Origin of the sequence: Winogradskyella sp. (genome assembly GCF_016744625.1) — a bacterium.
GTDB lineage: Bacteria > Bacteroidota > Bacteroidia > Flavobacteriales > Flavobacteriaceae > Winogradskyella.
In genome coordinates, this window is record NZ_JADGDZ010000005.1 from 55,138 (window position 1) to 74,711 (window position 19,574).

16 protein-coding genes are annotated in these 19,574 nt (G+C 31.2%); 11 read left to right on the forward strand and 5 right to left on the reverse strand.

Features of this window, described 5'->3' with window-relative positions; genetic code table 11:
- The 3 genes from QZZ53_RS02220 to QZZ53_RS02230 form a co-directional block, all read right to left on the reverse strand.
- On the reverse strand, window positions 1-893 hold an 893-nt coding region (locus QZZ53_RS02220; protein WP_296380992.1), incomplete at its 3' end, for a glycosyltransferase family 2 protein.
- A gap of 1 nt (window position 894) precedes the next feature.
- Entirely contained in the window at window positions 895-2,199 is a 1,305-nt protein-coding gene (locus tag QZZ53_RS02225; RefSeq protein ID WP_296380993.1) for a hypothetical protein, read from the reverse strand.
- Window positions 2,200-2,225: 26 nt separating this feature from the next.
- Window positions 2,226-2,909, reverse strand: coding sequence for an ATP-binding cassette domain-containing protein (locus tag QZZ53_RS02230; protein WP_296380995.1), 684 nt, complete (start codon window positions 2,907-2,909; stop codon window positions 2,226-2,228).
- Window positions 2,910-3,111: 202 nt separating this feature from the next.
- Here QZZ53_RS02230 and QZZ53_RS02235 point away from each other — a divergent pair, with 202 nt between their 5' ends.
- From QZZ53_RS02235 to QZZ53_RS02255, 5 genes are all read left to right on the forward strand, one after another.
- Window positions 3,112-4,710, forward strand: coding sequence for a right-handed parallel beta-helix repeat-containing protein (locus tag QZZ53_RS02235; RefSeq protein ID WP_296380998.1), 1,599 nt, complete (start codon window positions 3,112-3,114; stop codon window positions 4,708-4,710).
- A gap of 104 nt (window positions 4,711-4,814) precedes the next feature.
- Complete coding sequence (locus tag QZZ53_RS02240; protein ID WP_296380999.1) at window positions 4,815-7,838, forward strand: tetratricopeptide repeat protein; 3,024 nt, start codon at window positions 4,815-4,817, stop codon at window positions 7,836-7,838.
- A 60-nt stretch (window positions 7,839-7,898) separates the two neighbouring features.
- Entirely contained in the window at window positions 7,899-9,626 is a 1,728-nt protein-coding gene (locus tag QZZ53_RS02245; protein WP_296381001.1) for a TonB-dependent receptor, read from the forward strand.
- A 150-nt stretch (window positions 9,627-9,776) separates the two neighbouring features.
- Window positions 9,777-11,393: an amidohydrolase gene (locus QZZ53_RS02250; protein WP_296381003.1), complete on the forward strand. Its 1,617-nt coding sequence runs from the start codon at window positions 9,777-9,779 to the stop codon at window positions 11,391-11,393.
- A gap of 9 nt (window positions 11,394-11,402) precedes the next feature.
- Window positions 11,403-12,077, forward strand: coding sequence for a hypothetical protein (locus QZZ53_RS02255; protein ID WP_296381006.1), 675 nt, complete (start codon window positions 11,403-11,405; stop codon window positions 12,075-12,077).
- Here the strand turns inward: QZZ53_RS02255 and QZZ53_RS02260 are convergent.
- Complete coding sequence (locus QZZ53_RS02260; protein ID WP_296381008.1) at window positions 12,053-12,754, reverse strand: class I SAM-dependent methyltransferase; 702 nt, start codon at window positions 12,752-12,754, stop codon at window positions 12,053-12,055. The two genes, QZZ53_RS02255 and QZZ53_RS02260, sit on opposite strands and share 25 nt — an antisense overlap.
- 71 nt (window positions 12,755-12,825) lie before the next feature.
- Between QZZ53_RS02260 and QZZ53_RS02265 the strand changes: the two genes are divergently transcribed.
- The 4 genes from QZZ53_RS02265 to QZZ53_RS02280 all read left to right on the forward strand — a co-directional run bounded on the left by QZZ53_RS02265 (window position 12,826) and on the right by QZZ53_RS02280 (window position 15,779).
- On the forward strand, window positions 12,826-13,320 hold the full coding sequence (locus QZZ53_RS02265) for a YkgJ family cysteine cluster protein (protein ID WP_296381011.1): 495 nt from the start codon (window positions 12,826-12,828) through the stop codon (window positions 13,318-13,320).
- A 47-nt stretch (window positions 13,321-13,367) separates the two neighbouring features.
- Complete coding sequence (locus tag QZZ53_RS02270) at window positions 13,368-14,267, forward strand: hypothetical protein (protein ID WP_296381013.1); 900 nt, start codon at window positions 13,368-13,370, stop codon at window positions 14,265-14,267.
- A 5-nt stretch (window positions 14,268-14,272) separates the two neighbouring features.
- Window positions 14,273-15,115, forward strand: coding sequence for a sterol desaturase family protein (locus tag QZZ53_RS02275; protein ID WP_296381015.1), 843 nt, complete (start codon window positions 14,273-14,275; stop codon window positions 15,113-15,115).
- Between the two features lie 232 nt (window positions 15,116-15,347).
- Window positions 15,348-15,779 carry a hypothetical protein gene (locus QZZ53_RS02280; RefSeq protein ID WP_296381018.1) on the forward strand — a complete coding sequence of 144 codons (432 nt, stop codon included), beginning with the start codon at window positions 15,348-15,350 and terminating at the stop codon, window positions 15,777-15,779.
- 4 nt (window positions 15,780-15,783) lie between these two features.
- Here QZZ53_RS02280 and QZZ53_RS02285 read toward each other — a convergent pair whose 3' ends face one another.
- A complete protein-coding gene (locus QZZ53_RS02285) occupies window positions 15,784-17,070 on the reverse strand; it encodes a DUF1343 domain-containing protein (RefSeq protein ID WP_296381020.1) in 1,287 nt (428 codons plus the stop codon).
- Between the two features lie 8 nt (window positions 17,071-17,078).
- On the opposite strand from QZZ53_RS02285, the gene QZZ53_RS02290 reads away from it, so the two are divergent.
- Both QZZ53_RS02290 and QZZ53_RS02295 read left to right on the forward strand, forming a co-directional pair.
- The gene (locus QZZ53_RS02290) at window positions 17,079-18,302 is read left to right on the forward strand and encodes an FtsX-like permease family protein (RefSeq protein ID WP_296381022.1); all 1,224 of its coding nucleotides are present in this window, start codon (window positions 17,079-17,081) and stop codon (window positions 18,300-18,302) included.
- Between the two features lie 159 nt (window positions 18,303-18,461).
- Window positions 18,462-19,442, forward strand: a complete 981-nt coding sequence (locus tag QZZ53_RS02295) for a cysteine synthase family protein (protein WP_296381024.1) — start codon at window positions 18,462-18,464, stop codon at window positions 19,440-19,442.
- Window positions 19,443-19,574: the final 132 nt, after the last annotated feature.

The following is a 19,574-nucleotide window of genomic DNA, read 5'->3' on the forward strand; positions in this document are numbered from 1 at the left end:
CTTATTTTATTAAGAGATTGTAGTAAAAAAGTTGGCGTTTTTAATAAGAATTTCTGTTTAAAATTTAAGTTATTAAAATCTATAGTTTTTAAGGTGTTTTTATGAATATTGGATTCACCATTAATTTTAGTTCTCAAGGCCAAACCATAACGTTTAAGATCTAAGTATTTCTTGAGATATATATTGTCATCTTCATATTCTGTAAATGAATTAAATAGAATATATCTAACATTATTATCTTCATTTTTGCCAAGACTTCCTTCTATAGATTTGTCGTAAATCATTGTTAACTCAGGATTAAAGACAATTTGTTCTTTTAGAGCTATTCTAATCCATAAATCTAAATCTTCACCAGTAGAATAATTGATATTAAACATGCCATAGTCAAAAAACTTATCTTTCTTTATTGAAGTAGCTGATGTCCATACTAAAGTGTCATTCAAACTAGCTTTAAAGAAGTTGTTTACCACTATAGGTTTAGACTGAAATATTTCAATGTCTAATTTTGCAGGTAATGTGTAAGAAGTGCTGTATTTAATAGAATAGTTATTGGCATAGAGGCCTGCAGATGGAAGAAAGTCAATACTCGCTTTAATACACATTAAATGATTAGGTTTCCACAAATCATCTGCATCTAAAAAAGCTATGTACGTTCCTTTTGTAAAAGATGCTCCATTGTTTCTAGCTATACTGACACCTAAATTTTTTTGATGAAACAATTTTATTTTATCTGATGTAAAGGTTTCAACAATTGAAACACTCATATCTGTTGAGCCATCATTTACAATGACTATTTCATAATCTTCAAAAGTTTGATTTAGTACACTTTTTATGCAGTCAGAAATATAATCTGCTTTATTATATAATGGAATTATGACAGAGAAAAAAGGCATGTTAATAATCGGCTAATAAATGGTTGGCAATATGTTTGGATGATTTTAAGTCTTTATCTGTAATGGAACCATTTAACAAAACTGTACTGAATAACACATTTTTAAAACTATCAATTTCTGTAGTATTTGTTTGATGTGTCAAAGCTTGTTTTAATATGGTTTTTATTTGATCTTTATGAGTTAATTTTAAGCAAATCTTTTCGTTGTCATAAAATGCATTGCCTACAACAACTACTGTTTTGTACCTAAAAATAGACTGAATACCTACAGTAGAATTATTTACAACAACTACATCTGCCATATCAATTGCGTTTGTAAGAGGTGTTAAATTATCAATTATAATATTGTGTTTTGAGATATAATCATATAACTCATTTTCATATTTGTTAATGTATAAAGGGTGTTCTCTAACTATGACTTTTGCACCTTTTGGTAAGTTAGAATGTACACTCTTTAAAATTTCAAAGTGCGAATTAAAGATAGTACTATGATTAATCATGTTAACATCTTGTGGCACCTGTAGTATAAGTAAAAATGTTTTATCTTTTTTTGGAGTGCTTAATTTGTTTAAATCAAAATTACGATACTTTCTATAAGAATTAACATCTGTATATTTAATATCTGGAGGATATAGTGCTGTTTGTTGAAAGAGCTTCATTAATAGCATATCAAATCCACGATAGATTAGTGAACGATTATATTTTTTAGAATCGGTATCTATTTCCGTTTTGGCATTACTTTTTTCATTTAGATTTTTAATGGTGTCGATACGATCTCGAAAACTCAAATTTGCATTAACGCCTTTGTCGTCAAAAAAAGTGGTGTTAAAAGGCCCTTGCTCAATATAATAAATCTTAATTTTTTTGAGCTTTGCAAGAGCAACTGAAATTTCAATACATAATCTAGAATCACCAATCGCCAATAAATAATCGGGTCGATTTGAGCGGTATGCTTTGTCGAATAAATCAATGTATGCAAGTGCTTGTAGGCGTAATTTGTTTTGATTGATGTTTTTGTTTAAACCCTTATGGAAAGAGAGATAATCTTCATAGACTAATCCTTTGTAAGTGTTAGATTGTGAAATAATTTCCAAGTAATATTTCCGTTTTATATATGCCAAACACCATGCTTTAAATGATATCCAACTGCTAGGTTTTAGTCTGATAAGTGTATATAAAAAGCCACTAAAGTGAATACTGTAAATTTTGAAGTTTATAGAAACATCATGATTGTTTTTTAAATGCCTTTCTATATCGAGAAAGTATCTTGAAAATTTATCAAAGTAGCCTATGCAGATTACAGTCATTCTCTGGTTTTAGAGTAAAAAAGATTTTAATTCTTTCTCTGCACAACCTCAAACACTTTGTTTTCGTCGCACTTTAAGGTTTTACTTGGGTATTTTAAAAGTAAAGCATAGTCGTGTGTAGCCATTAAAATGGTATTTCCATTTTTATTAATGTCTTGGAGTACTTCCATAACTTCAATACTAGTTTGTGGATCTAAATTACCTGTAGGTTCATCTGCTAAAATCAATTCAGGATCATTTAATAAAGCTCTAGCGATGGCAATACGTTGTTGTTCTCCACCAGATAATTCGTGAGGATATTTAAAGCCTTTAGTTTTCATAGCAACTTTATCTAAAACGGTTTCAATACGTTTTTGGATTTTTTCTTTTTCTTTCCAGCCAGTAGCTTTAAGTACAAATTCTAAATTGCCATTTATAGTTCGGTCTGGTAATAATTTAAAATCTTGAAATACAATACCCAACTTTCGTCTTAAAAATGGAATGTCTTTTTCTTTCATGGTTCTTAGGTTAAAATCAACAATAGAACCTTCACCTTCTGTTAACTCTAAATCACCATAAAGCGTTTTCATAAAACTACTTTTTCCACTTCCTGTTTTGCCTATAAGATATACAAAGTCACCTTTTTGCATTTCAAAATTCACGTGAGAAAGTACCATGCTTTCACCTTGGTAAATCGTAGCATCTTTAAGTTGTAAAACCGTTTCGGACATATTTTTTAATTGTAATTTTGGTATGTGTAAATGTATTGTTTAAAATTTCAAATCCCAAACTCTAATATATAATCTAGGTTTAACATTGGCATAGTAATTGGAATATTACATATATGAAACGAGCATGTTCGAAATATTATCACCAACATAATGATTAATTACGAACAGCATGTGACGACAGAAAAGCAATAAATACAAACACATGAAATATTTTATCAGCTTATTAATCCTGTTATCTACAGTAATTTCGTTTGCTCAAAACGAATTTCATGTCTTTCCAGTTGATGGAAATATTACTCAAGGTTCAAAAACTGGTGACGGAAGTTTAAATAAACCGTGGGATTTACAAACTGCACTATCTCAATCTTCAGAACGTGTAAACGGTGGTGATATTATTTGGATCCATGAAGGTATTTATACAGGTCGCTATAGAAGTGTTCTTCAATCTACTATTCCTAATACATACATTACGGTTTCGGCTTATAAAAACGATAAGGTAATTCTCAATGGTAATAAAGGAAGCAAAGGAGGCTATGTTATAGAAGTTAATGGAGGAAATGTGATTTATAAAAATTTTGAAATCACTTATTTAGGAGATTTTTCTAGAGTAAAAGGAGAAGCAGATTTTGTACCTTCAGTAGGTATAAATCATCGTAAAGGTGAAGATTGTAAATTTCAAAACTTAATCATTCATAATATTCCTGGTTCAGGTATTGGATCATGGAAAGCAGCTGGAGGAACTGTAGTTGAAGATTGCATTATTTATAATAATGGATATAAAGGCTCGCGTGGTCATGGTGTTGGAATTTATATTCAGAATCAAAGTGAAAAGATTAGACTCATTCGTAATAATATCATTTTTAATAATTATTACAAGGGTATCGAAGTGTGGTCAGCGACTTCTGGCTCTAAATATGAGTTTGTAAAAAACATAACACTTATTGATAATATAATCTTTAACAATGGTGTGCCTTCTGGTAAACATGTAGATAATATAATAATTGCATCAAAAGATGCAGATGGTATTAATGTAGCTAAAAAAATTAAGTTACATAATAATATTCTATATCATAATGTTGACTTTACAGATAGGAAGAATTATGGCTACGGTTCTTCTTTAACCTTAGGTTATTCTAGCAAGTCTCCTGTAGAAGATATCTCAGTACTCAATAATGTTATTATTGGAAAAAATAATGCCTTAAACATTTCGCAAGCAAAGTCTATTGTCTTTAAAAATAATATGACTTATGCTGGTTATGTTCATTTTAATCCTTCGGTCTTATCTGCATTACAACTGCGCAAATTAGATATGGATAATAATTTATATTTCACAAGACCACTCAATGGGTTTAGGGTGAATAAGCAAAGAGATTATAAGATTAATCAGTGGCAAAAAGAATTTAATATTGAGCAGAATAGTCAGTTAAGTCAACTCAAGGATTTTGAAATTGAGCCAATTTTAAAAGTACAGCAGTTAAAGACAAACTCTAATCATTTTAATATTGCACTCTTAAGTAAAAGTGGAAGTGATGTTACTATAGATTTTGGCAACTATAATATTGAAGAAGGAATGACCTATAACATATATGATGCAGAAAACAGAAGTATGGTTATTAAATTTGGTAAAGTTTCTAGGGATTTAAAAATTGAATTTCCAATGGGTTTGAAGCAAATTGAAATGCCATTGCATAATACTGTTGCAATCAAATCCGCTGATAATTTTGGAGTTTATAGAATAGAGTTTACCAAGAAAGCAAAACGGAAAACGTTCTTTGGACGTCTTTTTGGATGGCTATTTTAACATTTAATAAGTCGGTTTATAATTATACAGAATTTCTACCGTTATAGGTTTTGTATTAAATTATATTTACGGCATCAATAAATAATAATCAAAAAACGAAGCTAATGCTATTTTCAAAAAAACAATTAATCATCGTTTTTCTTACCTTTTCATTTCTTGGTATTGCTCAGAAATCAGCGGTTTATACGAGTGATTTACAAGACTATCAGAAAGCATTAACCTTATATAATAATAAGCAATACAAGGCTGCACAGTCTTTGTTTGACGATATTAAATATACCACAGATGATGTTACTATAAAGTCAGATTGTGCATATTACATTGCAAATTGTGCTGTACGATTAAATCAAAACAATGCAGACGATTTAATTGCTGAATTTGTTGAAGAATATCCTACAAGTACAAAGCGAAATACAGCTTTTTTAGATGTTGCTGACTATTATTTCGAAAATTCAAAATATTCATATGCACGCAAATGGTATCAGAAAGTAGATGAGGTTAGTATTGCACGTTCAGAAAAAGATAAATTCAATTTTAATTATGGCTATGCATTGTATTCAACTAGGAGTAAGAAGCAAGCTACTAAGTATCTAAATCGTGTTGTAAATTCTAAGGAATATGGCTCGCAAGCCAAATACTACATTGGTTACATGGCTTATGAAGGTGACGATTATGATACAGCTAATGAGTACTTTGATCAAGTTAGTGATAACGAAAAGTATAAAGAGAAGTTATCTTATTATCAGGCAGATTTAAATTTCAAATTAGGAAAGTTTGAAAAGGCCATTGAATTAGCAGAAGAGCAATTACCAAAAAGTAATGCTAATGACAAATCTGAATTATCTAAAATCATTGGTGAGAGCTATTTTAATCTTCAGAAATACACTGAAGCTATACCTTATTTAAAAGATTATAAGGGTAAACAGCGAAAATGGAATAACACAGATTACTACCAATTAGGTTATGCCTATTATAAGCAAAATGATTTTGAAGCTGCGATTTCAGAATTTAATAAAATTATCGATGGTAATAATTCTGTGGCTCAAAATGCTTACTACCATTTAGGTGAAAGTTATATTAATTTAGACAAGAAACAAGAAGCTTTAAATGCGTTTAGAAATGCATCAGAAATGGATTATGATGCTAAAATTCAAGAAGACGCATGGTTAAACTATGCTAAGATTAGTTATGAGATTGGTAATCCTTATCAATCAGTGCCACAAGTATTGGCTGGTTATTTAGATAAATATCCAGAAACAAACTACAAGGAAGAAATTGAAACTTTATTGATTGACTCTTACATAACATCTAAAAACTATAAAGAAGCTTTAGAACTTTTAAAAGGAAAGAACAGTTTCGAAAATAAAGTAGCTTATCAAAAAGTAGCGTTTTTTAGAGGAATTGAACTTTATAATGAAATAAAATATAACGAAGCATTAGATTTATTTAATAGCTCGTTAAAAGAACCTAGAGATCCTGTTTTTGTAGCGAAAGGCACATTTTGGAAAGCAGAAACCGAATATAACTTAACAAATTACAATGATGCATTAATTGGATTTAAGCAATTTAATGGATTAGCAGAAGCTTCAAGTTTACCAGAAAACGAAAATTTAAATTACAACTTAGCTTATACTTATTTTAAGTTGAAAGATTATACAAATGCTTCAAACTATTTTCAGAAATTTATAGACAAAAATGCGAGTGACAGATTACGTCGAAATGATGCTTACTTAAGATTAGCAGATGGTTATTTTGTGTCTAGTAAATATCAAAACGCTATAACAGCATACAATAAAGCGATTCAAATTAATGAGATCGAAACTGATTATGCGGCATTTCAAAAAGCAATGAGTCAAGGGTATTTAGGAAAGAGTTCTGTTAAGATTTCAGAATTAAAAACCTTTATTGAAGGTTATCCTAAATCAGCATTGCGCGATGATGCGATGTACGCGTTAGCAAATTCTTATGTAAAGTCTAATGATACTGACAAAGCTATGCAGATGTACGACAGATTAAATTCTGAATATAGAAGAAGTGCATTTACATCTAAAGCATTATTGCGTCAAGGATTGGTTTACTACAACGGAAATGATAATGAACGTGCGCTTAGTAAGTTCAAAAAAGTAGCCAAAGATTTTCCTGGTTCTGGTGAGGCAGTTCAGGCAGTTTCTACTGCACGTTTAATTTATATCGATTTAGGTCGTGTTGATGATTATGCGGATTGGGTTAGGACACTAGATTATGTTGAGGTCACTGATGTAGAATTAGATAATACGATGTATTTAGCAGCAGAAAAACCGTATTTAGATAATGATACAGATAAAGCGATTAGACAGTTTAATAAATATTTGAATCAATTTCCAAGTGGTATTCATGCTTTAAAATCACATTTCTACTTAGCGCAGTTATATTATAAAAAGGACTTGTTTGATAATGCGCAACCACATTATAAATATGTGGTAGAGGCTTCAAAAAGCGAATATACAGAACAGGCAACAGTGAAGTTGTGTGAAATTTATCTAACTAATTCTGATTGGTCTAGGGCAATACTTGTGTTAAAGACTTTAGAAGAAGAAGCTGATTATCCTCAAAATGTATTGTATGCGCAGTCTAATTTAATGAATGCGTATTATCAAACTGAAGATTTTACTTCAGCTGAAACCTATGCAGAGAAGGTATTGACCAATTCTAACTTAGATAACAAAGTAAAGAGCGATGCTAAAATTATCATAGCGCGTTCTGCAATTAAAACAGGTAATGAAGCTAAAGCCAAAGATGCTTATGCTGATGTTGAGAAAATAGCAACAGGAAGTGTTGCTGCTGAAGCCTTATTCTACAATGGTTATTTCAAAAATAAAGAAGGAAAGTACGAAGCTTCAAATACAACCATTCAAAAACTAGCTAAAGATTATAGTAGTTATAAATACTATAGCGCCAAAGGTTTAGTGGTAATGGCTAAGAATTTTTATGCTTTAGGAGATGCGTTTCAAGCAACATACATTTTAGAAAGTGTGATTTCTAATTTCCCAGATTTTGATGATGTGGTGCAAGAAGCAACAACAGAGTTAAATAAAATAAAAGCCGAAGAAGCAAAAACAAATTCATCAATCGAAACAGACGATAACTAAAATTCCTTTGAAGACAGGAATCTAATGAATCGTCAAATATTTTTAATCAAAATATTAAATATGAAAATCAAGTTTTTAATTTTTATAATCGCCATATCAAGTAGTGTCACATTTATCGATGCGCAAGAACGCACAAAAGATACTATTGATGACCAAGTTGTAAATGTGGTAAAACCATACACACCTACAATTTCTGATGCCTTTAAAATTAAGGATACTCCGAAGTTAACGGATTCAAATGCGGTAAAGAAAAAGGCAGTGAAGTATAATATTTTTTCTATTCCTGTGGCATCTACATTTACACCTGCAAAAGGAAAAGCTGCGAAAGTAGATAAAGCTAAAGCGGTTAAATTGTATGACAACTATGCATCATTAGGTTTTGGGACTTATACGACGATTTTAGGAGAGGTCTATTTAAATCATGAACTAAGTAATACAGAAAATGTTGGTGGTTATTTTAGTCACCATTCGTCTGCAGGAGGTATTGATGGTTTATTGCTAGATGATGATTTTACCAAAACGAGCTTAAATGCACACTATTCTCAGAAGTTAAGAGATTTCTCTTGGAAGATAGGTGGAGGTTTCGATTTGCAGACATACAATTGGTATGGTTTATCTCAAAATTTCTTTGGACAAGCCGAAGCAGATATGATTGATCCAGGACATTCTTTCAATAGTTTTAATATAGGTGGAAAACTAAAATTTGAGGATGCCATAATAAAAGATGGAAGTGTACTTTTTAGACGATTTGGCGATAACCAAGATTCTGGCGAAAACAGATTTATAGCAAAGACAAGTTTTGATGTGCCAGTGCAAGACCAAGAAATTACTACTGAATTTTATATAGATTACATTGGTGGTAGTTTTGATAAAGATTTTAATGGTAATAGCGAACTTAAGTATGGTAATGTGATTTTTGGATTAGCACCATCTTATCAACTAAAACAAGATGATCTTACAGTAGACTTAGGTTTAAAGTTAGTATATCTTAACGATACAGAATTGAGTGATAATAGATTCTTTATTTACCCAAATATAGAGGCGTCGTATCGCTTGGTTGATGAAATTCTTATAGCCTATGGTGGAATTAAAGGAGATTTAATTCAAAATTCATATTACGATTTTGCTAATGAAAATCCATTTGTGTCTCCAACTTTATTTGTTGGGCCAACAGATCAACGCTATAGAGGGTTTTTAGGTTTAAAGGGAAAGCTTTCTAATAATGTGAGTTACAACATTAAAGGAAATTATTACTCAGAAGAAGGTAAAGCGTTATATAAAGCAAATGATGCACAAACTTCTGCTACAGAGAACTATCAATATGGTAATTCATTTGGTGTGGTTTATGATGATGTAACTACCTTTTCGGTTGCAGGTGAATTAAATATTGATATTAATAGAAATTTTACTTTAGGAATTAAAGGCGAGTATTTTAATTATAGTACAGACACACAAACAGAAGCTTGGAATTTACCAGACATTACAGGTTCTGTCTTTTTAGATTTCCAGATTTCCGAGAAATGGTATGCTGGTGCAAGTGCGTATTATGTAGGTGAGCGAAAAGATCAATTATTGTTAGTAGGATCTTTGGTATTTCCAGATACTACACCTATTACTTTAGATAGTTATTTTGATGCTAATGCACATTTAGGATATAAAGTCAATGACCAGTTATCAGTATTTGCGAAAGTGAATAATATTGCAAATCAAGATTATCAACGTTGGTTAAATTTTCCTGTTCAAGGGATTCAAGCTTTGGCTGGTGCAACCTATCAGTTTGATTTTTAATACACTATGTCATCCTGAATTTATTTCAGGATTTCATTTTATACTTATGAGATATTTTAAAGCGTTCCAATTCGGAACGCTTTTCTTATTTTTACGATAATCCTGTCAGGTCGAGCGTAGTCGAGATCTAAATAAAATAATAAATCCGAAATGAAAAAACTACTCTACATCTTAACGCTAATAACAATCTTCTCTTGCCAAAAGGATAAAGAACAAGCAGATTTAATTGTAGCCAATGCAAATATCTACACAGTAGATAATGATTTTACAAAGGCAGAAGCCTTAGCGGTAAAAGACGGAAAGATTATTGCAGTAGGAAGTCTAAGCGAAATTGAAGCTAAGTATAAAGCAGCAGATACTATAAATGCTGAAGGAAAAGCGATTATTCCAGGATTAATAGACGCACATTGTCATTTTTTAGGTTTAGGTTTTAATCAACAGGCTGTCGATTTGGTTGGTACAGAAAGTTTTGAAGACGTTGTGAAGCGTGTTACTGATTTTCAGAATAGGTACAATAGAGATTTTATAAAAGGTAGAGGTTGGGATCAAAATGATTGGGAAGAGAAAATATTTCCTGATAATGAACTTCTAAACAAGTTATATCCTAATACACCAATAGTGTTGACACGTGTAGATGGACATGCGATATTATGCAATCAAGCAGCTTTAGATTTAGGTAACGTAACTTTAAATAGTAAAATTGAAGGAGGAGAGGTCGTTGTTGAAAATGGAAAACTCACAGGTGTATTAGTAGATAATGCTGAGATGTTAGTGATGAAGTACTGGCCAAAACCTTCAAGAAATGATAATATTGAAGCTCTACTAGCTGCACAAAAAATATGCTTTGATTTAGGATTAACAACCGTTGATGATGCTGGTTTAAACAAAGATGCTATTGAACTTATAGATAGCCTTCAACAATCTGGAGATTTAAAAATGCGTGTTTATGCAATGATATCAGCTTCAGAAGAACATCTCGATTATTATTTAAAAAGAGATGTACACAAAACAGACCGATTAAATGTAAGTTCATTTAAATTTTATGCAGATGGTGCTTTGGGTTCTAGAGGAGCAATGCTCAGAGAACCTTATTCAGATAAACCTGGTCATTTAGGGTTATTGGTTACGGATTTAGAAACGTTTAATAAATCAGCAGAGCGCATTGCAAACTCAGATTACCAAATGAACACACATGCTATTGGTGATTCTGCAAATCATGCTGTTTTACAAACCTATAATAAAGTGTTGGCAGGGAAAGGAGATAGACGATGGCGAGTAGAACATGCTCAAATTGTATCATTAGAAGATTTTGATTTGTATAAAAATGTAATGCCATCAATACAACCAACACATGCAACGAGTGATATGTATTGGGCAGAAGATCGTGTAGGTGCAGAACGCATAAAAGGAGCATATGCATACAAAGACTTATTAAAAGCTTACGGAAAAATAGCTTTAGGAACTGATTTTCCTGTGGAGCGCGTGAGTCCGTTTTTAACGTTTTATGCAGCAGTAGCAAGACAAGATTTAGAGCAATATCCTGGAGGTGGTTTTCAAATGGAAAATGCATTAAGCAGAGAAGAAACTTTAAAAGGTATGACGATTTGGGCAGCTTATTCTAATTTTGAAGAAAATGAAAAGGGTAGTATCGAAGTTGGTAAGTTTGCCGATTTTATCATCTTGGATAAAGATATTATGACAATTGATGTTAAAGAGATTCCTAATATTAAGGTGTTGAGAACAGTTGTTAATGGTGAAATTCAATAGATTTTAGTTATGAAAAAGATTTGTATAGCATTTTTTCTATTTGTGTTTGGTCTAAATTTTTCATTTGCTCAATATGATTGGACAAAAGCTAAAGTTTATTTAAAAAATAGTGAAGTTCTTAATGGTGAAGCAAAAATTCTCATGATGGGATCTGGAATGAATTTAAGTAAAGAAATTCTGAAATATAGAATTGGAAAAAAGGAAAAGATATCTAAGTACAAGCCAGAGGAAATAGACAGTATTGTATTTATAATTGAATACAAGAAAAAAGTTGATAAAAAAGAGATAAATGAAACTTGCTCAAAAATATTTGTTCCAGTTTTTTTAAATAAGAAGAAATCAAGATTAGGTTTCGTTGAAATTTTGGTAGATGGAGAGCTAAAGTTAGTTGCTCGAACAGTGATAATTAATTATGGAGGTAATTCCTCAAACATTACTATTGGAGTAAGCAGCAATAATAATCAAGATGATTACATGGGTGGTCATAATCAGGTCCTGCTTTTAAAAAATGATGAAAAACCTGAAGTGTTTTACAGGGATACTTCAGCGAAATTTTTCAGGAAAAGAGCAGGAAAATATTTTAAGGACTGTATTTCTTTAAGGGACAAAATAGAAAATAAATCTTTTAAAAAAGAAGATGTTCAAGATATTGCAAAGTATTATAATTTTAACTGTGCCAAATAATCAAAATGCTCACCATCCATAACTTTTTTACAGTTCAATCCAACTGTTAAACAAGCTGTATTTAAAGTGTCAAAATCGAGGTACAACCACTTCATTGGAGCTTCTTGTTCACCTTTATAACTAATGTAATAATCGAGTTCTCCAGGATAACAACTGTTTACATCTATCCACATGCCACCATCTTCATATTGGTACATATAAGAAATGTCAGAAGAATCAATTAAGATTTGTCCATTAGGGTTTAAAAGCGATTTTATATGCTTCAAGTATTTAGAAACCTGAGCTAATTCTTGAAAAATCCCAGTGCCATTCATTAATAATAAAATGGTGTCAAAAGTTGAGGTTTCTTCTAAGAGTGGTTTAAGTTCAGCATTTAAAACACCACGTTTTTTAGAGACTTCTATTGCTCCTTTAGAGCTGTCAATGGCTTTTACTTTAAGACCTTTGTCTTGTAGCCAAAGTGTATGATTTCCTGCTCCACAACCAACATCTAATACTTTGCCTTTTGCAAATTGTAAAGCTTTCTGTTCTAGTTTTGGCATTGAAGAATAGCTTCTAAATAAATAGGGGAGAGGTAATTCATCGTCATCTGAAATGTTAGTAGACGTAATGAGGTCTTCAGAATAATTTCCTGATTGATAATCTAATAATGCTTTTCCGAATAAATCTTTACTCATAGTTTTTCGTCAGTTCGAGTGTTCTGATATTTTCATCAGAATGTATCGAGAACTTTAGTTAAATTTGTTTTATGCAAGACCAAATCAATAATCTTCCAAAGCTCGCCAAAGATAAGCATAAGGAAAACAAAACCTTTTTTACCAAGCTTAAAAAGAAACCACCAAAACAGTTAGATTATCTAATGCAAGAGTTACATGAAGATGAGTTTGAGCGCACAGATTGTTTAGATTGTGCTAATTGTTGTAAAACCACAGGACCGTTATTTACTGATAAGGATATTCAACGCATTGCTAAGTTTTTTAAAATGAAGGAACAGCAATTCATTGAAGTTTATTTGCACTTAGATGAAGAGAATGATTATGTATTACAATCAGTACCATGTACCTTTTTAGGAGCAGATAATTATTGCTCTATTTATGAAGTAAGACCAAAAGCTTGCAGAGAGTTTCCGCATACAGATAGAAATAAATTTCAGCAGATTTCTAACTTAACTTTAAAAAACGTGGCTATTTGTCCTGCGGCTTATAATATTGTTGAAGAGATGAAAAAAAGAATTCAATTATAATGATAGTTTTCGGAATAATTATTGATGCATAAAAGATTAAAAAACGCATGAAAAATCGAATTATTAAAACATTACTTATTCTATTTATAGTTCAATTAAGTCATTCTCAGGCATGGATGACGTCATTAGATGTTGCTCAAAAATTGGCTTTAATTCAGAATAAAATGGTGTTAATGGTTTGGGAGGAAACGACTAAGTATCCATATCCTGTATTTGTTAATGATGATAAAGGAAGATTGGTAATGATTCAAAATTTATTTGAAGATGAAGAAGTAAGTCCGTTGATTTGGGAGCATTTTGTGCCAGTCATAGTAAATGAGAACCAATATGCAGATTTATATTTAGAGATTAAGGGAAAACGAAAACAAAGTTATATTGATAAGTTTAATGATGATTCTATTAAAATATTAGATGTAAATGGAAATATTTTAAATGCATCTGATTTTTCTGAGGATTATGAGAATATTACAGAAATAATTCAGCGATATTCTCTAAACACAGCATTAATTGCACCAGAATTTAGAGAGTATAAGAAAGGGAATAATTTTTATTCGGCATACTTTTTAGCTTCAAAATATTTAGATTTTTCACTATATGCCAATAAAGATTTGAGACCAGCAATTATTGCTTTATCAAATATCTATTTAAATGAAGCTAAAGCGTTTATAGAGTCTAGCATAGAAGAAGATAAATTGGTGTTGGAGCAACGTTGTCAATTATTAAAAATTCAAGAATATTTAGTTATAAAACGACCTAAAAAAGTGCTTAGGCAATTAAAAAAGATGGAGGCAGAGACAATACAAAATAGTAACGAACCATTTGTTGCGTTACTATATTATGTAGCTTATATAATTTTAGAAGATACAGAAAATGCTGAAATATGGAAATCTAAAATTTCTTCAGTAAATTTGAAGAAGGCACAATTATTTATTAATCTTAATTCTTAAGACTTTTGGAAACCATTATCAATTATTTTGAAACTATTCCGCCACATCATCGTGGAATTATTATTGTTAGTGGAATTACGTTTTTTTGGTTATTAGAAGGAGCAATGCCTTTGTTTAAATTTGACTATAAAAAATGGAAACATGCCATACCAAATTTATTTTTCACACTGACAACAATAATAGTTAATCTAGGTTTAGCATGGATATTTTTGATTGCAGCAGATTGGACGAAAGCCAATGATTTTGGAATTATAAATTGGTTGCCACAAATGCCATTATGGTTATACGCACTTATTGGAGTTGTCCTTTTAGATTTTTTTGGGGCGTATTTTGCACACTACGTTGAGCATAAGGTAAAACCACTTTGGATGGTGCATTTGGTACATCATACAGATCATATGGTAGATACGACCACAGCAAATAGACATCATCCTATAGAAAGTATTATTAGGTTTTCATTTACACTATTAGGCATTTTAGTTGTTGGAACTCCAATTGCACTTGTGATGATGTACCAAGCGATGTCCTTAATTTTTACGCAGTTTACACATGCTAATCTTAAAATATCTAAAGGCCTAGATAAGGTACTAAGTTATGTTATTGTTTCTCCAGATATGCACAAAATACATCATCATTATAGACTACCATATACAGATTCTAACTATGGAAATATCTTAAGTATTTGGGATCATATCTTCGGAACTTATATGTATATGGAACGTGAAAATTTGATTTATGGAGTAGATGTATTTCCAGATGAAAAGAAGAATAGTAATATTAAGGATTTGTTGAAGCAACCCTTTCAGAAATATGAAAAACCTACATTATCTACTGATGCAAAAGAATAGTTTTCTAACCTTTCTTGTAATTGACCCACAATTCTATTAAGAACCAAATCGATAAACAAGGTCTTTAGAGTTGTTAACAGACTTATTAACAAAAAATGGTATTTCCACTAATATTTTTGTAGTTGGTAGATGTTCTCACACATTTAAGTACTAAACTACTTATGTTTACTTCGGATTAATTAATTACTGTTGAGCTTAAACACCCTTATGTTTAATAAAACGCTATGCTGTATTGAAAAATTTAATCCGTATTTGTCTTGTCTTAATCCTCTTGTTTTTATTAAGTTTCACACTTCAGGCACAAGAACATTACGCTAAACTCGAAAAGAATAGAAATACTCAAGCTAAAGGTTTAATTCATAAATTGAATAAAACTAAGGATACACTTATACTTCAAAGTGATAAAAAAATAAACTATCTGTATTCTATTAATAAAGATTATGGGAGAGATTTTGATTTTTATATAGATACAACATCTTATAAACTACCTTTAAATAAATTACCTAAAGGTAAGCATGTTTTAGTGGCAGTACAATCACCTAAACGTATTGTGTTTGTGGTTAAAATATTAAAGGATATACCTAAAGACAAATCTTTAAAAATTAAAACAAAAAAAATAGTTGCAGTAGAATCTCAGAAGGTTGGGAGCACCAGAGCTAATTAACGGGTTATTTATAAATTAGATAGTTTTGACGCACTTTTTTGAAAGCAACAAGATCTTTTTGCCAACTTTTTCTAATTCCTTCTGAATTCATTCCAGCTTCGATTTGTTGTTGTAATTTTTTTGTGCCTGCTAATTTGGTAAAAAAGGGCTTGAAGTATGTTTCATTGGGTGCAAACTGTTTGTTTGCTCTATAAAATTTTATCAGCCAACTTAAATTTATGGTATTTAATTTCTCGTAATTGTCTAATTTATAGCCATAACAAAATTTACCTTCATGTTTAGGGTTTTTAGCACCTTCATTTGGTATAGGTATAAACTCTATATCTATATCTGGCATGATACTAAAAGGAGAACCGACTATTTGAAATTGTTTATTAGTACCTCTACCAACACTAACATTAGTGCCTTCAAAAAAGCACAAACTAGGATATAAATTAATAGCCTTGTTGTTTGGTAAATTTGGTGATGGTTTAATGATTAAATTATACTCTTTTTGATGTGAATAATGTTTAATTGGAATAATTTTTAATTCACACTTAATCCCATCTTTAAGCCAATTTTCACCATTAATCATTTGTGCATATTCGCTAATAGTCATACCATGTACAACAGGTACAGGATGCATGCCAACAAAACTTTTATGTTCTGGTTCTAAAACGGGGCCATCAATATAATGACCATTTGGATTTGGTCGATCTAAAATTAAAATAGGAATATTCTGTTCGGCACATGCTTCCATTACATAATGCAAACTAGAAATATAAGTATAGAACCTCGCACCCACATCTTGAATATCAAAAACAATAATATCTATACCGTTTAGTTGTTCAATGCTCGGTTTTTTATTTTTACCATAAAGTGAAACAATAGGTAAGCCAGTTTTAGTGTCAATTCCATCTTTAACAACTTCACCTGCATCTGCAGTTCCTCTAAAGCCGTGTTCTGGTGCAAATACTTTTTTGACATCAATTTTTAATAATAAAAGTGAATCTACTAAATGCTTATGGGACTCCTCTTTGCTAGATTTTGTGGAGAATGTGTCTATCTCTTTAAAGATAACACTTGTTTGATTTGCTATTATGCCGACACGTTTTCCTTTAAGTAAAGGTAAATACAACTCCGTTCTATTTGCTCCAACAACAATAGTTTTGTCTTCAACAATAGTACTGTCACTCTGAACTTGTTTCAGAATCTCGTCATTAGATGATACATCATTCTTGGTTTTAGAACCACAAGAAATCGTTATCAAGACAAATATTAAAACTGTATTTTTGAAAATATTAAAACGCATATCTGAGTTTGAATTTTGAGTTGTTTATAGCTAAACGCATTATTGGTAATAAAGCGTATAAAAGTAGTGTTTCGGCACCAATAATTAAAATTGGTATAGCTGCAATTGCTATTGGTATTATTGTGATGCTTATTGCGATAGCAACAGGTATAGGCTTGCAACAAAAAATTAGAGATAAAGTTGTAGCCTTTAATGGGCATATAGAAATTGCAAATTACGACACCAATGCGTCGGACGAATCTCAGGCTCCGATTTCTTTAAATCAGGAATTTTACCCCAATTTCACCACTATTGAAGGTATAAAACATGTCCAAGGAATTGCGACTAAGTTTGCTGTAATAAGAACAGAGGAAGAATTTGAAGGAGTTGTTGTAAAAGGGGTAGGTGCAGATTATAATTGGGATTATTTTAAAGAGTTTTTAATTGAAGGTCGTTTGCCAGATTACACTCAAAAACGAAACGAAGAGATTTTAATTTCTAGCTATTTAGCAAACCGATTGAGATTTAAGGTTGGTAATAAATTTCAAACACTTTTTGGAAAAGAACGACCAAGAATTATCAATTTTGAAATTGTAGGTATTTACAATTCAGGTTTTCAAGAATTGGACGAAAAATTCTGTATTGTAGATTTAAGACATATTCAAAGATTGAATAAATGGGAGCCAGATCAAATAGGGACTTTTGAAGTTTTTGTTGAGAATTTTTCTGAACTCGAGGAAAAAACAAAACAGGTTTATCAAGATATTCCATCATTGCTTAATGCAACTCCAATCACGCAAAAGTATTATACTATTTTCGAATGGATTAAAATCTTTGATAATAATACCTATGGAATTATCGCTATAATGATAATTGTTGCCGGAATTAATATGATTACAGCCTTATTAGTTCTAATACTCGAGCGCACATCTATGATTGGAATATTAAAAGCTTTGGGCAGTTCTAATTGGACTATTAGAAAAGTGTTTCTCTATAATGCGTCTTATTTGGTAGGCCTAGGTTTGTTTTGGGGGAATATTATTGGTTTAGGGTTATTGTTTGCTCAGAAATATTTTAAGCTATTTCCATTAAATCCAGATACATACTACGTTAGTGAAGCTCCTGTTTATATTAATTGGAATTACATTTTATTGTTAAACGTTGGTACATTTTTCGCTTGTTTATTGATGCTATTAATTCCATCTATTATTATTTCTAAGATTTCGCCAGTTAAGGCTATCCGGTTTGATTGATACGCCATTGTATGAAAGATTGATAAGACAATCTTTTAAATTGAAATAAGAGTTTGGCAACTTACCACGTTACTTAGCTCATAGGTAATGACAGAATAAACATTTTTTTAACTTCTTACTTATCCCTTTTAACTTATTTTTGCACCGCAAAACAAAATTATGGATTACGTAGAAAATATATTAGGTACAATAGGTAATACACCTTTAGTTAAAATAAACAAACTAGTGGAAGATTTACCATGTTTGGTCCTTGCAAAATACGAAACATTTAACCCAGGAAATTCTGTAAAAGACAGAATGGCTTTGCAAATGATTGAAGATGCAGAAGCTGATGGCAGATTAAAACCTGGTGGAACTATTATAGAAGGAACTTCTGGAAATACAGGAATGGGATTAGCTTTGGCTGGCATCATAAAAGGTTACAAATGTATTTTTGTAATGGCAGACAAACAATCTAAAGAAAAGGTAGATATTATGCGTGCTGTAGGTGCTGAAGTTATTGTATGCCCAACAGCTGTAGAACCAGATGATCCACGTAGTTATTATTCTGTGTCTAAGCGTTTAGGTGAAGAAACACCAAATGCATGGTACGTAAACCAATATGATAATCCAAGTAATACAAAAGCTCACTATTTGAGTACAGGACCAGAAATCTGGAAACAAACAGAAGGAAAAATAACGCATTTTGTAGTAGGTGTAGGTACTGGCGGCACAATTTCTGGAGTGGGTAAATATTTAAAAGAGCAAAATCCTGATATAAAAATCTGGGGAGTTGATACTTATGGTTCAGTATTTAAAAAGTATCATGAAACAGGGATTTTTGATGAAAAAGAGATTTATCCTTATGTTACTGAAGGAATAGGTGAAGACATCTTACCTAAAAACGTAGATTTTGATATTATAGATGGATTTACAAAAGTAACTGACAAGGATGCTTGCGTTTACACTCAAAGATTGGCTAAAGAAGAAGGAATGTTTTTAGGAAACTCAGCTGGCTCTGCCATTAAAGGTGTTTTGCAATTAAAAGAGCATTTTAAACCAGAAGATGTTGTAGTAGTATTGTTTCACGATCATGGAAGTCGTTATGTTGGTAAAATGTTTAATGACGAGTGGATGCGCGAAATGGGTTATCTAGAATAAATAAATGCTTCTATACTCGCTGAGCTAAGTCGAAGTGAAATAGGTGTCTTATTATAACGTAAAAAAATCTTGAGGGAACTCAGGATTTTTTTGCGTTATAGTGAATGAGTTTTGGTAAGTCTTTTTTCTGTA

Excerpts from the sequence above, each read along its gene's own strand:
- QZZ53_RS02285 (WP_296381020.1), bottom strand. The coding sequence starts at position 17,070 with ATGCGTTTTAATATTTTCAAAAATACAGTTTTAATATTTGTCTTGATA.
- QZZ53_RS02255 (WP_296381006.1), top strand. The coding sequence starts at position 11,403 with ATGAAAAAGATTTGTATAGCATTTTTTCTATTTGTGTTTGGTCTAAAT.
- QZZ53_RS02295 (WP_296381024.1), top strand. The coding sequence starts at position 18,462 with ATGGATTACGTAGAAAATATATTAGGTACAATAGGTAATACACCTTTA.
- QZZ53_RS02250 (WP_296381003.1), top strand. The coding sequence starts at position 9,777 with ATGAAAAAACTACTCTACATCTTAACGCTAATAACAATCTTCTCTTGC.
- QZZ53_RS02240 (WP_296380999.1), top strand. The coding sequence starts at position 4,815 with ATGCTATTTTCAAAAAAACAATTAATCATCGTTTTTCTTACCTTTTCA.
- QZZ53_RS02245 (WP_296381001.1), top strand. The coding sequence starts at position 7,899 with ATGAAAATCAAGTTTTTAATTTTTATAATCGCCATATCAAGTAGTGTC.
- QZZ53_RS02270 (WP_296381013.1), top strand. The coding sequence starts at position 13,368 with ATGAAAAATCGAATTATTAAAACATTACTTATTCTATTTATAGTTCAA.
- QZZ53_RS02230 (WP_296380995.1), bottom strand. The coding sequence starts at position 2,909 with ATGTCCGAAACGGTTTTACAACTTAAAGATGCTACGATTTACCAAGGT.
- QZZ53_RS02225 (WP_296380993.1), bottom strand. The coding sequence starts at position 2,199 with ATGACTGTAATCTGCATAGGCTACTTTGATAAATTTTCAAGATACTTT.
- QZZ53_RS02235 (WP_296380998.1), top strand. The coding sequence starts at position 3,112 with ATGAAATATTTTATCAGCTTATTAATCCTGTTATCTACAGTAATTTCG.
- QZZ53_RS02260 (WP_296381008.1), bottom strand. The coding sequence starts at position 12,754 with ATGAGTAAAGATTTATTCGGAAAAGCATTATTAGATTATCAATCAGGA.
- QZZ53_RS02265 (WP_296381011.1), top strand. The coding sequence starts at position 12,826 with ATGCAAGACCAAATCAATAATCTTCCAAAGCTCGCCAAAGATAAGCAT.